The sequence below is a fragment of the Paenibacillus residui genome (genome assembly GCF_042677205.1).
In the GTDB taxonomy this organism is placed as follows: Bacteria; Bacillota; Bacilli; order Paenibacillales; family NBRC-103111; genus Paenibacillus_L; species Paenibacillus_L residui.
Genome location: NZ_JBHTIU010000074.1, coordinates 147,148 through 161,732 on the forward strand (window position 1 = coordinate 147,148; position 14,585 = coordinate 161,732).

A 14,585-nucleotide genomic window follows, 5' to 3' on the forward strand; every position below is an offset into this window, starting at 1 on the left:
TTAAACATAGCAGTATCTTTTTCTTATCTTCGCCGTCATCACAAGTTTATTTAAGTGCGAAAGTAGCTGAGTTATAAATATAATGTGGATTATAGAACGTATTTCTTTATATTATCGTCTGAAAGGGGTATGCAGGATGAAAGAGTATGTAGGGGCTTGTGTCCGGTGCGGGGTAAAAATTTATTGCATGGACGGTTTTCTAAACGGCACGGTAGCCGAAAACGGGGAATTGTACTGCTTTGAATGTCACGATAAGCGGCTGGAGAACACGGAAAAATCGTCAAGGAGCTCAGAGGATTCGGAAGTTAACAACTCTTGAACAAAATGTAAAACTTATCATTGCGAAGAGAGACAGAAGGGCATACGGGGCGGCTAAAAGTCGGCTTCCCTATGGATTGCTAGGTGTGGCCTTCAGGAGTCTGGCAGCAAATAACACAGACGCCCCTACCCGCATTCCGCCTCGCGACGGGACACCCTCCTCTTGCTCTTGGCCAACGATAGACGCCCGCCAGCCCTCCCTATACCGCCAGAGATCGTAAAGACAGGCCGTGGAGAAACTGCAGGTCTTTTGGAGAGAAACGCGTGCAACGCCTTATTCTAAAGCAATAGTGCAGGTCTTTTTGGGTAAAAGTCGCCACATGCCTGATTCTAAAGCGATAATGCAGGTCTTTGGAGCGATTTTTTGCGAAATGGCCCCATTTCGTCCAAAAGACCTGCACATTTGAGCGTCTTTCGCTCTCTTTTTGGAAAAAGGGAGGAATTTAATGTACTATTGCTCGTCTTTACTTAGCAACTGCGTTTGCCATCGGCTTTGCAACAGCTTGCTTGCTATCGGCTCTGCAACGGCGCTGCGATCGGCTTGTAACGGCGCTGCAATCGACTTGTAACGGCTTCGCAATCGGCTTTCAACCGTCATTTGAACGTCCCCTGCCCGTCCTTACTTTGCAATAGCTTTTGCTATCCCGAAGGACAAAGAGTATATCTAGCCCTCCCTGGACAGCAACCTCCCACTGCCTCCACATACCGGGCACCGGCTATTATCATCAATCGCCGGCCGGCTCCTCTGACGGGTCAATTCGAACAGCCCCAGCCTCGTCCAGCCAACCAGATTCGTCCGGGCCCGATCGCCGAGAACCTCTTCTTCCAGCACTTCCTGCACGCCTCTTCGGTGCTCTTCCTCCTCCATATCTATAAAGTCAATCAGAATGATGCCTCCAAGATCCCGAAAACGGATTAAGCGGGCGATCAAACTCGCAGCTTCTCTATTTACGACATAAGCCGTCCGTTCCAGGTTGTCCTGTCCGGTATACTTGCCCGTGTTCACGTCGATGACCGTTAAGGCTTCCGTCCGATCGACAACGATGTATCCTCCGCAATGGAGCCAGATTTGACGCCGGGACATTGCTTCCAGCTCCGCTGAAATCCCGTATGCTTCAAAAAGCGGGGTCCGATCCGAATATATCCGGACTCTCTCCGTCAGCTCCGGCGCCATATCGTCGAGCATCGCCTTAATTTCCGCACCGACCTGAGGCTCGTCCACCACCCACTCGTCCACTCTCTCGTTAAATAAATCCCTGACCAGTCTGGGAAGCAGAGACAGGTCCCGGTACAGCAATGCGGGAGCTGTGCTGCATTCCGCTTTCCTCAAGATCGAGGACCACACATCCTTCAGCCATTGGAAATCTTGCTCAAGAACTTCCGATGATTGCCCCTCCGCCAATGTCCGCACAATGATGCCGTCGCCCGGCTCACGAAGGGCTTCCGCCAATTGCCGGAGGCGGGTCTTTTCCTCCGGACAGTTAATTTTTCTCGAGGTAGCTACGTAATCCGCTTCCGGAAGGAAGACGAGCCAGCGCCCCGGAATGGTGCAGTGAGTCGTTACCCGCGCCCCCTTGGAACCGACAGGCTCCTTCTTCACTTGCACGATGACCTCCTGCCCTTCCTTCACCAAATCGCGAATCGACGGTTTGTGCTCAGGCTGCTTCTCCAAGTGGGCTGGCAGCAGATCATCAATGTATAAATAAGCGTTCTTGTCCAAGCCGATATCGACGAATGCCGCCTGAAGGCCGGGAACAACGTTGACAACTTTTCCTTTATAAACATTGCCCGCCTTCTCAATCTCGGATGGACGTTCCGTATAATATTCCGTCATTTTTCCGTTTTCCATGACAACGATTTTGCATAATCCTTGCTTATTCTGAACTAAAACTTGTTTCAAAAAATCACCTCTGCCCTTAACCGCTAAGCTCCATTTTACACGAATAAGTCGGATACCGCATCGTTCCTTTTTTTCCCGCTAAAATAAACATCGATCAGCCTTTGTTCCGGAACGACATGCCTGATCGACCCTTGATCCCCCATAATATAGATCAAATGATACTGTTCCCTCATCAACAGACGCATGATTTCCGTTACCCGATGCCCCCCCGAGACGATAATGGGTTGTGCTATGGTCCCCCTTATCCAGCTAGTGGCAAAACGATCATGGCGGCTCATCAGAAATCTTACGAATTGAAAAGGAAGGTGCCGGTAACCGTACCAATTGGAATAGAGAAGGAATAAGCCGATGACCAGCAAATTCAAATGGACCCCTCCTCCGTTCCAAGGGAAGACCGAAGCCGCAACGAGGCCGAAACTCATGATTAAGCTGATCCACGTCGTGAGCAATAAAGTGCGGTGATAAGGCAGGAAGTAGCTTAGCACGGCCTGTAAAATTTTGCCCCCGTCCAAAGGAAGAATCGGCAGCAGATTAAAGGCGCCTATCCATAAATTCGCCTGTATGAAATATATCCACCACTCGGGGTCAGCCCATCCGGTCGCAAGCACCAACAGAGCAAAGGCCGCCATCCACAAATTTTGCAAGGGGCCGGCTAACGCCACTATCAGATCTTCTCTGGCGGGAACGTTGCCGCTTTCTTCAACAACCGCCACTCCGCCGAACGGGAGCAGTTGAACCTCAGTGACGTTCCATCCGAAGCTTTTCGCCGTAAAAACATGTCCAAGCTCATGAATGAGCACAATGCCGAACAAGGTGATCAATTCCACAAAATACCCTGTAAACAGGGACAGAAGCATCATCAGGACAAACAGAGGATGAAAGCGGTAGCGCGTTCCCAGCCACTTAATCAAAGGCTACCACTTCCGTAGGATCAATCGATTCCTCGTCCTTCTTCACCGCAAAATATAACTGCTCCGCCCAGCGTCCGGTTCCCGATCTCGTTTTTCCAAGCAGCTCCCCGCCCTCAATCCAATCATTCTCTTCCCACAAGTTCGCCTTTAAATATCCGTATGTGGACTGCAATCCGTTAGCATGGCGGATGACTACCGTGTATCCGGTATCCTCCAAATAACCCGCAAATTCTACTCTCCCCGTATCCATCGCATAGACCGGAGCTTCCCCTGACGTCTGAATGACAACCCACGGCTGATCCGCCGAGAAGGAAGAGACTAGCGTTCCCTGAACGGGAACCGTGAAATGCTTGAGCTGCGGAGAATCCGCCCTATGCGCTTCCTGCTCCTTCTTCCCGCGAAAAGCAGGCAGGAAAGAGGGGGCTCCGCCGAAGGTGCGCTCATACCAGCCGGCCAGGGCGGTGAAAGGCATGTCCTGTGTCAAAGCAGCCCCAACCCATTGTCTGCCCTGATAAGCCCATGGATGCTCAAGCCGGAACATGCCCCATACCAGCATGAAGCCAAGGATACTGGCGAGCAGCTTCAACCAGATAGCCCTGGTGCTCGGGACTAAGCGGTTCCCTCCCGATCCTCCTTGCTCCGAATCATCGCTTGATCGGTGACCGGAGGAACTCAGCCATTGCTTTTGCTTCATTTTCCACACAAATTCCGGATCGGACCACCGTTCATCCGCGGCCGTTGGAGGTTCGGCTTCAGGGGGAGAAATCCTGGGCATTGGTTCTGCCCGATGATCATTCTGAAGCGATTTGATTCGCTCTTGCCTGCGCTGGCGTACATTGGCTTTCACTTCCACCGTTTACCCCTCCCGATTACGAGGCAGTTCAACAAGTCCCATTAGACAAGTCATTCAGGCGCTGCAACCAACTGCAGTTGGAGCCTATTCAGATCAAAATTTCGGCTGATGCCGCTTAAGATCATTAACGGGAACCTGTTGAACTCACACAGCTTGTTTACTTCATCCTATGAGGGGCAAGGAGTATTTATGTATAGGGCTTATCCGCAAGAAAATAAGGGGTAAAAAAATAAGCCCTGTCTTCCGCATCCCCTGCAGGGAATGGCGAAAGCGAGAGCTTAGGTCAGGCCAAGTCTTCCTCCGGTTCCTGATGAATTTGTACGCTCATGACTATGGCTATGGAGACCATATTGATCAGAAGCGAGGTTCCCCCGTAGCTGATAAAAGGGAGCGTAATTCCCGTAACGGGCAGCAAGCCAAACCACATTCCGATGTTCTGGAAAATCTGGAACACATACATCGAGACTATCCCGATGACGATAAATGACCCTCGGCGGTCGCTCGACTTCAGTGCGATCAGAATCATTCGGTAGAGGAAGCTGAACAGCAGCATAAGCAGCACCGCAGACCCGACAAAGCCGAACTCCTCCGCCACCACTACGAAAATGGCATCGGAATAGGCAACGGGAACAAAATTATTATGAATGGAATCTCCTTTCAGATAACCGTCCCCGAGCAAGGAGCCGGAACCGATGGCAATCTGTGCCCTTTCCAGATGAAAGCGGGCGTCCTTATCGGCTTGCTCCGGGTTAAGGAACGTATCGATCCTTTTGACCCAGTGCCCTTTATTGTTAGCCTGCAGGTAGGCCTCGATGGAATCGTGGTAATGCTGGTACAAATAGTAAAAGCTGCCGACGATTACGGCTACAATGATCGCGCCGATCGCAACGTGCTTGAATTGTACGTTGCCGATCCAGAGCATACCGAGCAGAATGGCGATATATATAACCGCATTGCCGAGATCCGGCTGCTCGAAAACGAGAATGAACGGTACGAAAACGATCAGGCCGATCGGGATGACATCCTTCCCCAAACGTAGCGGTTCGCCTTCTCTCATACTCATGAAGGAGGCGATCACCATAATGAGAGCCAGCTTCATAAATTCAGCGGGCTGAAAGTCAAAGCCTCCCAGTTGATACCAGCCGATGGCACCTTCCCGTACGACCCCGAATTTGTACAAGCCAAGAAGCAGTATAATTCCTAACCCATAGGCGTACCAAGAAAGCTTTAGCAGTATCCGGTAATCCAGAAGCGAGATAACAAGGAAAAGGAAAAATCCTAAAGCGTAGTAGATAAAGTTCTTGATATGGAAATTAAAATTAGCATACTTGGGCACATCTACCGTTGCGCTATAAATGAGGAGCGAGCTGACAATCATGAAGACACCCAGGATGAGAACTATGTACCAATCGATCCTCTTTAATTTAGCGAGCACAACTAATCATCCCATCCCGAAAAATTGCTTCATTTTTTTGATGATACCCGGCTTTTCTTCCAGTGAAATAAGCGGAACCGTATCCCCTAGAATCCGTCTGGCAATATTCCGATATGCCAGTGCTGCCCGGGAATCCGGATTCATGACCGTCGGCTCGCCGGAGTTCGCCGCTTTGATGACCTGCTCATCATCGGGAACGATCCCCAGCAGATCGATGGCCAGAATCGAGCAGATTTCATCAATGTCGAGCATCTCGCCCTTTTTGACCATGCTTCCTTTGATCCGATTGATGATCAGCTTCGGAGACTCCACATTCTCCTTCTCCAGCAGCCCGATAATCCGGTCGGCATCCCGGACGGCCGCATTCTCCGGCGTAGTCACGACAATCGCCTTATCGGCCCCGGCTACCGCATTTTTGAAGCCCTGTTCGATTCCCGCAGGGCAATCAATAATGACGAAGTCAAAATCCTTCTTCAGCTCCAGAACGATATCGCGGACATTCTCCGGCGTGACCGAATGCTTGTCGCTGGTTTGAGCGGCCGGCAGAAGGTACAGTTCCTCAAAGCGCTTGTCCTTGATCAATGCCTGTTTCAGCCGGCAGCGCCCTGCCGCGACATCCACCAGATCATAGATGATGCGGTTCTCCAAGCCCATGACGACGTCCAGGTTGCGCAAGCCAATGTCCGTATCAACCATGCACACTTTCTTGCCTTGGAGGGCCAAGGCGGTACCGACATTGGCGGACGTCGTCGTTTTGCCCACACCGCCTTTACCGGAAGTGACGACAATTGCCTCTCCCAATATGCTCACTCCGTTTCCCAAATAAATTTAACCCTTGCCCAGATCCGGGCGTATACGCTGGATGTGATAGATCTTGTCTATTTCCATCCTCGCATTTTGAATATAGGCAAATTCCATCAATGCTTCGTCAATGCCCCATTCATCCGGAGGCCTGCTGAAGATGCCGGCAATTCTAAGCTGAGTAGGCCTCATATAAGATGCGGCGATAATGGCTTTCTCATCGCCTTGCGTTCCCGCGTGGGCCATCCCCCGCAGGGAACCCATCACAAAAATGTCACCCGTCGAAAGAATGCTTCCCCCCGGATTGACATCACCGAGCAGCATTACATTTCCTTCATGGGTTACCGTCTGTCCGGAGCGGACGATTCCCGTTATTACCTTTATGCCGCTTGGAAGGATTTCGGGAGGAAGGGCCGGAGAAGCGGAGGTTTCGAACGATTGAATGATCAGATTCCCGTGCTGTCCGATCAATTCCCTAATCTGTTCTTGCTCCGCTTCATTGATAACCCTTTTCCCTAAATTAACATAGACTCGTATGAGAGGACCGGACAAGATCTTATGATGCGTCTTCTCGAGTTTATGCTGCAACTCTTCCAGCAAATCCGTTAAGCGGCAGGTGTCGTCCAGAACGAACACCAGTCCGTCCTTAACTCCTTTTATCGTAACATGATGTTTGGTTGCAGTCATGTTCCTTCCCTACCTCCTGCCCTAACAATTCCATTCGCTAGGCTGCTTTTCCTTCCCCGGCCGTGAAATTATTCCTTCTCCCGCTTCTGAAGCTTCCGAATGTTGTCGAGCCACCTTCTCATCGGCACGTAAATAACGAGCGCAAACAACAGGTTAATAAAAACAGTAGGCAGCATAATATGCATAAATGCCCACTGGGGATCGATTAACCGGATTTGAGCTACCCGATAGATTCCGTAGATGATCCATTCAAACAGCAAGCTTCCGGTCACGACGATGAAGAGACTCGTCATTATATTCGCTTGCGAACGAAACGGAATAATCCCGCTTAAATAGCCTACAGCGCCCATGGCCATACAGTAGACTCCCAACATTGGGCCGTAATAGACAATATCGTGCAGCAGGCCGAAGCCAAGCCCATAAGCGAGGCCCCAGCTTTTATTGAGGTAGATTCCGATAAACATAACCGCTACCAGAACCAAATGAGGAGATACGACCACCTGCAGTTGCCAGGAGGGGGGAATGATCCATTTCATCACCGTTCCCTCCAGAACGAATAACAGCAGCAGCAGCAATGTCAGTTTATGGCGTCCCATCGCTTCACCTCGGGTCCTGAACTTCCACGACCATAAGCTCGCTGAGATGGCGGAAAGTGGCTGCCGGTTTGATTTTGGCTACATAGTTGATTCCGAAATCCCCGTCCTCTTTAGATACGACGGTGCCTATCTCAATTCCTTTCGGAAAGACAAGCCCCATTCCGGACGTAATGATCGTATCGCCTTCGGCAAGATCGTCGTTAGTGTCAATATTGGTCATGATAAGCAATTGTGATTCGTGATCATAGCTTTGAATAATTCCGAATGATTTCTCTTTGCCTTTGACCGTAGCGGCAATAGCCTTCGATTGATTATTCGTTGCATCGAGCTCTGTCAACAGCTGCACGCTGGAAGTAAACTCGGACACTTTATCAATACGCCCCACCAGACCATGGACCGAAATTACAGCCATGTCCTTGCGAATCCCGTCTCTTTCTCCTAAATCGATGTTGACGACGCTGGTATAAGGATCAGCGCTCATTGCGTAGACTTGAGCCACATGATACTTATAGTTGTCCAAGCCCTTCTGCCTTTCGGTAAACTCCAGCAGTTCCTTCAAATTTTTGTTATCCGACTCCAGCTTGTTCAATCTCATCGTATCTCGGGCGTAATGAGAAAGCGTCTCTTTGAGCACCTTGTTTTCTTTATACAAGTTTTTCAACTCGCGGATATCCTGAAAGAAACCCGCTATCGCTTGAGCGGGTCTGTTGAATAGCCCTTGGGTCCAGGATACTGTATCTTTAACAAATTTCTCAGGCCAGGTCATTCCAGGTCTCAACATCGTTAAGCCCATCAAAATAACGAAGATGATCAAGGAAACCAAAAGGACAACAATTTTTTTGTTTCCCATAAATTTGAACAAACCGATCCACCTTCTAATCTATCGTTATTTTAGCGTCTAACCCGACCCCCGGCTGTAGATTTGGCTTTGAATAAATGGATATTGTCAAGCGCCCTGCCTGTTCCAATAGCGACACAATCGAGAGGATTCTCAGCGACCATAACCGGCATCCCGGTCTCTCTGGACAGCAGCTTGTCCAAATTACGAAGCAACCCGCCTCCTCCGGTCAGTACAATGCCGCGGTCCATAATATCGGCCGCCAGCTCCGGAGGACACTTCTCCAACGTAACCTTAACCGCATCCACGATACTGTTAACCGGATCCGACAACGCTTCGGCAATCTCCTCCGAAGTGACGGTCATCGTTTTGGGCAATCCGCTCACCAGGTCGCGTCCCCTGATTTCAATCGTCTCGCTTTTTTCCATCGCAATGGCTGACCCGATTTCGATTTTCATCGTTTCGGCAGTCCGTTCCCCGATCATTAAATTGTACATTTTCTTAATATATTGGGTAATCGCCTCATCCAGATCATCTCCGGCAATACGGATCGAACGGCTGGTAACGATGCCTCCGAGAGAAATGACGGCGACCTCCGTCGTTCCTCCGCCGATATCCACGACCATGCTTCCCGTCGGCTCCCAAACCGGCAAATCGGCTCCGATAGCGGCCGCGAAAGGCTCCTCGATCGTAAACGCTTCACGGGCGCCGGCCTGCTTCGTTGCGTCCTCCACAGCCCGTTTCTCTACGGCAGTGATTCCCGACGGCACGCAAACCATAACGCTGGGATGGCGCTGAAACAGTGAACGCTGCTTCATTGCTTGACGGATAAAATATTTGATCATCGTTGCCGTTGTCTCAAAATCAGCGATAACTCCGTCCTTCATTGGACGAACCGCACGAATATTTCCCGGAGTCCGGCCGATCATTTTCTTGGCGGCCTCTCCCACTGCTTCTATAGTTTTTGTATCGGTACGCAGGGCAACGACAGACGGCTCCCTGACGACAATTCCTTTTCCTTTGACATAGACAAGGGTGTTGGCCGTTCCCAGGTCAATCCCCAGGTCTTTAGAAAATCCACCAAACATATATTTGAGGCTCCCTTCCTGCAATTCAACTGCATTTAATCATTATATTACATATACCCTTTTTCCTTCAAACTGATATAGCCCCGGTCTCCAATGATCACATGATCCAGTACGTCAATTCCAATAATCTGTCCGGCCTCCGCCAGCCTCCGGGTCATCTGAATGTCTTCGGGACTCGGAGTCGGATCACCGCTGGGATGATTATGTACACAAATTATGGACGCGCTGCTTCTGCGAATAGCCGCCAGGAAAACTTCTCTCGGATGAACGAGGGAAGCGTTAAGAGTGCCGATCGACAGCGTCTCCTGCGCCAGCACATGATTCTTGGTATTTAGAAACAAACAGACAAAATGCTCCTTCTGCAAATATCTTAGATCCTCGGAGAGCAAGGAGTAGACATCCTGCGGGGAACGAATCGTAACGGTTTCTTGAAGGGACGAAGCCGCCAGTCTCCGCCCAAGCTCTATCCCTGCCTTAAGCTGCAGAGCCTTGGCCAAGCCGATTCCTTTCGTCTCCATCATTTCGTCGATACTCATTCCGACCAGCCCGCGTAAAGAGCCCGCCTCCTGCAAAATGCGCTGGGCAAGCTGCACCGCCGACTCACGGTAGGTTCCCGTTCGTAACAATATAGCCAGCAACTCCGCATTGCTGAGTGCCTGAGCCCCATACTGCTGCATTCGTTCTCTAGGTCTGTCCTCATGGGGAATCTCGCGCAAAGTCATCGTTTGAGATTCCATTCTCTCCACTTCCTTGTCAGGATATTTTGAGCATTCCGATGATTAACGTCTTTTTCGAACGCTGGTAGCAAAGCTTCTCCAGTCCAAACCTTCACTTCTTTCCTTTGAACACGGCGCTTGCGGCAATGGATACATTGCTTACAGAACTTCGATATTAAAGGAATAAAGCATATCAGCCAGCAGATTTAACGACAGTCCGACTACGTTAAAATAATCCCCCTCGATCGCCTCGACCATCGTCGCCCCCAAGCCCTGTATGGCATAGGCTCCGGCTTTATCCATAGGTTCCCCTGTCTCGATATAGCGGTCAATTTGCCGTTCGCTGAGCGGCTTCATGGTGACTCTCGTCATCCGATGGGCCGTAAGCGACCGGCCTGACCCTGCCTCAATGCATGTGATTCCGGTAAATACGTGATGCGTATTGCCCTGGAGCATGCTGAGCATCCGCCGGGCATCCTCCCGATCGGCCGGCTTGCCGAGCGGTTCTCCGTTGTAAACAACGATCGTATCCGACCCGACAATAATTTGCCTGCCCGGGTAGGACGGCACCCGTTCGTATACGGCCCTGGCTTTTCTCTCTGACAAGGTTTCGACGATCTCCGCCGGGGTTAAATGATCTGCAACCGTTTCGTCTGCTTCACTGGCCACTATCTCATATGGAAGACCGAGAGCACGGATCAATTCCTGTCTGCGCGGCGAAGTGGAAGCAAGAATAAGACGGCTCGCTGCTGTTGGTTCCACTGCTAATCCTCCCTGGGGAATGGTCCGGTGGCCCGATCACCCGTACCGAAGAAAAGAAGCCGGTCCTCGGCGCTGTCTCGGTAGATCCGGTATGGGGGACGGGACGAGAGCCCGAAAGCACCCCGCCGTCCTCTGAGCATTAGAGCTTCCGATAGATCCAGACGGCCAGAATAATCCCTAATATGCTTATCAAATTTAGTTTGATCTGAATATACAAATCATATTTGATAATTTGTAAATCCGCTTTGGGCTGCCAAACGATATCGGCTGATTTCGTCAAAAATGACAGAGCTTGTACCGGTGCCAGCAGCTGCGTTACGATAGCCGCGGCTATAAGGCCGACCAGCAAAAACAATATCAAAGTGAACATGTTTTTCTTCATCAACCAGCATCCCTTGCGATAAACTTACAAACCATATTTCATATTATACGGGTTAACGAATGTCAATACAATGAATGTCGAAAAGATTCGTCTTTTCCCGGAATGATTGTCGAAATAAGGAAGAAACGAGCGGTTTAGGGCGTTTTTTACCCCTTTCCTCCCGTTTCGATAACAGATCGGTCTGCGATTTCCCATAAAATGGACCAAAAATAATTTCACATTGAGACACATGCCTTTGAAGCTTATTATGGATACTTTGCAGGGAGTGGAACCTTCAAAGCTAATTCCGTCCGTAACCTTACAGGGGCGGGGTCTATAGCTTCCTCTAGACGCGGTCGCTCTTCTTGCCTTGCTTCGATAAAGGTTTATACAGGAGTTACGAGGTACCAAATTATAAAAAAAATTCCGCTGCGCCCGTGCGGAATATCCGACCGGTGCAGCAGAACATGTTATTTCACCGCAATAGTCTCCAGCAGCTGCTTCTCCGTTAGAACGAAATTCATCAAGCTGGTCTGAGCCTCCCAGAGCATAGAGGTGGAAGGATTTTTCGTATATTGGTCAATCGATTGAAGCGCGGTGTTCATTGCCTGATCCAGCTTCTGCAGGATCGGCTTGACCTCTTCGGATGCTTCTTTGGCCACGGTAGAAGCGGCGCCGCTCCAACCCTCATGCCTCTCCTTGAGGGATTGCAGACTATTGCTGTCCATAGGAGTGGGACTTTCTTCTTCCAGATGGACTGCCGTCATCCCGCTGATGATCTGTACCATTTGATCGGACAATGCCAAGTAGTTTTCCAGCCCTTCAATGCTGCCCGGCCAATTCACTTTAGTCAAAGCCGGCAGGGAGTAATTTTTAACATAGATTTCGATTTGCCGTCCCTGCAGTTCCTTGCCCAAATTAAGCGCGTCATTCCGGTCGGCTGCGATACCGGCATATACATAATGCTTGTCGGTTTGCTCCGTCACCCCGGCAAGCCCCTTGCTGCGCAAATCCTCCTGGGCTGTCTGCGCCCCTTCCGCGCTGCTGAATATTCCGTTTTGCAATACGGAATAGGTTTTGGCTGCGATATTGACATCCGCTCCGCCGGCTGTCGTCTGAACGGCCGCTTCGAGCGATCCGTTCTCCGCTTGCCCGGCGGCACCTGCCGGATCGGCGGCTTCAGGCCCATTGGCGGCCGCAGCGGCTGGTGGCCCTTGCTCAGCCTGACCTTTCGTTCCGGGCTCTGTTGGAACCACCGGCTTGTCAAACATCGATAACACGAAAAATCCGAGCAGCACTCCGGTAGCCACAGCGGCGGCCACAGAGCTTATAATTTTCACCCATGGCGGCTTGGAATAACGGACATATCTTGTCGTAGTCACCACGGGCTGCTCCTCGTAGGGCGGTATGTACGCTCCGTTCCATCTTTCCTGCGGATGGTCCGTCTGTTCCTCTTCTATAATGGGAGTATGAGGGACGTTATAATCGGGAGCACGGTTTACTTTCGGATGATTTCTTTCGTTCGTTTCCCTGATCATCCGTTCTATTCTTTCCGTCTCCTCGTCAAAAGGGCTTTTCCAGGTGCCAAAATCGCTTGTATATTGGTTGAGACGGGACGGGCTTTCTTCCACCACTTGATACTCCTCTTGGTGAAGAGGGATGACCGCAGGCGGCTCGCTCTGCCGCTGGCGCTCCCCGCGCCGATTCGATTCGTTGTCCAAACGGTATGTGATCCGCGCTTTATTCATTGATTTCTCCCCTTGTTCTTCTTGGTAATACTAGCCTATGACCCGTCCAAGTAAAATATGAGAGAGAAAATATTTTCGCAGAAATATAGCAAAACCCCTTTTCTTCTCAAGAGAAAAGGGGCAGAGAATATAGGTCGGTGCGGCATCCCGCGCAAACTCGGTTATTCGTGTTAAAGTTACTGAACCTTCTGTCTGGGAGGGTTCCACTCCTTGGCCAGCCGGTCGGCAATCATCCAAATATCGCCGGCTCCCATCGTAAGTACGAGATCGCCCGGCTGTACCCGGTCTAACAAAAGATCCAGCACCTCTTCTTTAGTCGGTACATAACTCACGTTCGGGTTGCTGTTCTTGCGGATTAATTCAACCAGCTTCGCGGAAGTAATTCCTTCGATTTGGGCTTCACCCGCCGGGCTGTAGATGTCCGTAATAATCACCTCATCGGCCAGCCCGAAAGCACGGCTGAACTGCTCAAACAGGAAGAAGGTCCGGGTGTAGCGCTGTGGCTGGAACACCGCAATGATGTTCTTCCCCGTCGCCTTGGCCGCATGAATGGTCGCTTCAATCTCCGTAGGATGATGGGCGTAATCGTCGATAATCAGCACATCGTCGATTTCTCCAAGCACTTGGAAACGGCGCTTGGCTCCGCGGAATTCGGTGATCGCTTCCGCCACCTGATCGAAGGTAAGCCCCGCTTCCATACAAGTGATTAAAGTGGCCAAGGCATTGTATACGTTATGTTTGCCGGGAACCGACAGCCGGATTCGTCCTAACCGCTCACCTTTGCGCCGGACATCGAACGAAACCTTGCGGTCCCCGAGCTGCAGATCGGATGCAGCATAATCGGCTTTCTCGTCGAAGCCGTAAGTAATGACATCGCTCCGGATGCTGGGCAGCAGTTCCTGCAGATTTTCGTCATCGTAACAAACGATGGCCTTCCCGCCTTCCTTCACCTGAGACAAAAATTGAGCGTACGCCTGCTTAAGCTTATTGAAATCGCCGTCATAGTTTTCCAGATGATCCGCCTCGATATTGGTCACAATCGCCAGAACCGGGTGGTACTGCAAGAAAGAACCGTCGCTTTCGTCCGCTTCGGCAATCACGAACTCTCCCTGTCCGGCCTTGGCATTACTCCCGAGATTCATGATTTCCCCGCCGATGATATAGGTCGGGTCCTGCTGACACCGTTCCATCACCAGAGCGATCATAGAGGAGGTCGTTGTCTTGCCGTGCGCCCCCGCTACAGCCACGCCCTTCCGTTCGTTCATCAGACGGGCGAGCATCTGGGCACGGTGCAGAATGGGAATGCGCAGCTCCTCCGCCTTGCGCATCTCGACATTATCCTTCGGCAATGCAGTCGAATAAACGACCAGGTCGGCCCCCCGAACATGGTCCGCCTCATGTCCGATAAAAACCCGGGCTCCGCCTGCCTCCAGCTTCTCCGTCAATTCCTTGCGGGCCAAGTCGGACCCCGACACGTTATACCCCATTTCCAGCATCACCTTGGCGATAGCGCTCATCCCATACCCGCCGATGCCGATAAAATGAACATGCTCTGGAGTGTTCACGATGTG

General features: G+C 50.9%; 16 protein-coding genes. 1 reads left to right on the forward strand and 15 read right to left on the reverse strand.

All coding sequences use genetic code 11. The annotated features are described in order from the left end of the window. Nucleotides 1-136: 136 nt before the first annotated feature. Complete coding sequence (locus tag ACFQ03_RS18920; RefSeq protein ID WP_150959654.1) at nucleotides 137-319, forward strand: hypothetical protein; 183 nt, start codon at nucleotides 137-139, stop codon at nucleotides 317-319. Between the two features lie 450 nt (nucleotides 320-769). On the opposite strand, the gene ACFQ03_RS18925 is transcribed toward ACFQ03_RS18920, so the two are convergent. The 15 genes from ACFQ03_RS18925 to murC form a co-directional block, all read right to left on the reverse strand. Next, nucleotides 770-916 carry a hypothetical protein gene (locus ACFQ03_RS18925; protein WP_186328396.1) on the reverse strand — a complete coding sequence of 49 codons (147 nt, stop codon included), beginning with the start codon at nucleotides 914-916 and terminating at the stop codon, nucleotides 770-772. A 66-nt stretch (nucleotides 917-982) separates the two neighbouring features. Continuing rightward, entirely contained in the window at nucleotides 983-2,218 is a 1,236-nt protein-coding gene (locus ACFQ03_RS18930) for an Rne/Rng family ribonuclease (protein WP_260982131.1), read from the reverse strand. Between the two features lie 35 nt (nucleotides 2,219-2,253). Further along, a complete protein-coding gene (locus tag ACFQ03_RS18935) occupies nucleotides 2,254-3,129 on the reverse strand; it encodes a M50 family metallopeptidase (RefSeq protein WP_225312617.1) in 876 nt (291 codons plus the stop codon). Next, a complete protein-coding gene (locus ACFQ03_RS18940) occupies nucleotides 3,122-3,982 on the reverse strand; it encodes a M23 family metallopeptidase (protein ID WP_379290151.1) in 861 nt (286 codons plus the stop codon). Before ACFQ03_RS18940 ends, ACFQ03_RS18935 begins: the two co-directional genes overlap by 8 nt. A 283-nt stretch (nucleotides 3,983-4,265) precedes the next feature. After that, nucleotides 4,266-5,417, reverse strand: coding sequence for an FtsW/RodA/SpoVE family cell cycle protein (locus ACFQ03_RS18945; protein ID WP_150959656.1), 1,152 nt, complete (start codon nucleotides 5,415-5,417; stop codon nucleotides 4,266-4,268). Between the two features lie 6 nt (nucleotides 5,418-5,423). After that, nucleotides 5,424-6,218 (reverse strand): septum site-determining protein MinD, encoded by a 795-nt coding sequence (gene minD, locus ACFQ03_RS18950; protein ID WP_144938761.1) that lies wholly within the window; start codon nucleotides 6,216-6,218, stop codon nucleotides 5,424-5,426. 27 nt (nucleotides 6,219-6,245) lie between these two features. Beyond that, nucleotides 6,246-6,905, reverse strand: a complete 660-nt coding sequence (locus tag ACFQ03_RS18955; protein WP_144938764.1) for a septum site-determining protein MinC — start codon at nucleotides 6,903-6,905, stop codon at nucleotides 6,246-6,248. 68 nt (nucleotides 6,906-6,973) lie between these two features. Then, on the reverse strand, nucleotides 6,974-7,501 hold the full coding sequence (mreD, locus tag ACFQ03_RS18960; protein ID WP_144938767.1) for a rod shape-determining protein MreD: 528 nt from the start codon (nucleotides 7,499-7,501) through the stop codon (nucleotides 6,974-6,976). A gap of 4 nt (nucleotides 7,502-7,505) precedes the next feature. Next, nucleotides 7,506-8,363, reverse strand: coding sequence for a rod shape-determining protein MreC (gene mreC / locus ACFQ03_RS18965; RefSeq protein WP_225312619.1), 858 nt, complete (start codon nucleotides 8,361-8,363; stop codon nucleotides 7,506-7,508). Nucleotides 8,364-8,392: 29 nt separating this feature from the next. Then, on the reverse strand, nucleotides 8,393-9,427 hold the full coding sequence (locus ACFQ03_RS18970) for a rod shape-determining protein (RefSeq protein WP_144938770.1): 1,035 nt from the start codon (nucleotides 9,425-9,427) through the stop codon (nucleotides 8,393-8,395). A 47-nt stretch (nucleotides 9,428-9,474) separates the two neighbouring features. Further along, nucleotides 9,475-10,164 carry a RadC family protein gene (gene radC / locus ACFQ03_RS18975; protein WP_144938773.1) on the reverse strand — a complete coding sequence of 230 codons (690 nt, stop codon included), beginning with the start codon at nucleotides 10,162-10,164 and terminating at the stop codon, nucleotides 9,475-9,477. 138 nt (nucleotides 10,165-10,302) lie between these two features. Next, the gene (locus ACFQ03_RS18980) at nucleotides 10,303-10,905 is read right to left on the reverse strand and encodes a Maf family protein (RefSeq protein WP_144938776.1); all 603 of its coding nucleotides are present in this window, start codon (nucleotides 10,903-10,905) and stop codon (nucleotides 10,303-10,305) included. Nucleotides 10,906-11,044: 139 nt separating this feature from the next. Next, nucleotides 11,045-11,287: a DUF4321 domain-containing protein gene (locus ACFQ03_RS18985; protein WP_144938779.1), complete on the reverse strand. Its 243-nt coding sequence runs from the start codon at nucleotides 11,285-11,287 to the stop codon at nucleotides 11,045-11,047. 449 nt (nucleotides 11,288-11,736) lie between these two features. Further along, the gene (locus ACFQ03_RS18990) at nucleotides 11,737-13,014 is read right to left on the reverse strand and encodes an SPOR domain-containing protein (protein WP_379290157.1); all 1,278 of its coding nucleotides are present in this window, start codon (nucleotides 13,012-13,014) and stop codon (nucleotides 11,737-11,739) included. Nucleotides 13,015-13,190: 176 nt separating this feature from the next. Further along, on the reverse strand, nucleotides 13,191-14,579 hold the full coding sequence (murC, locus tag ACFQ03_RS18995) for a UDP-N-acetylmuramate--L-alanine ligase (RefSeq protein WP_144938785.1): 1,389 nt from the start codon (nucleotides 14,577-14,579) through the stop codon (nucleotides 13,191-13,193). Nucleotides 14,580-14,585: the final 6 nt, after the last annotated feature.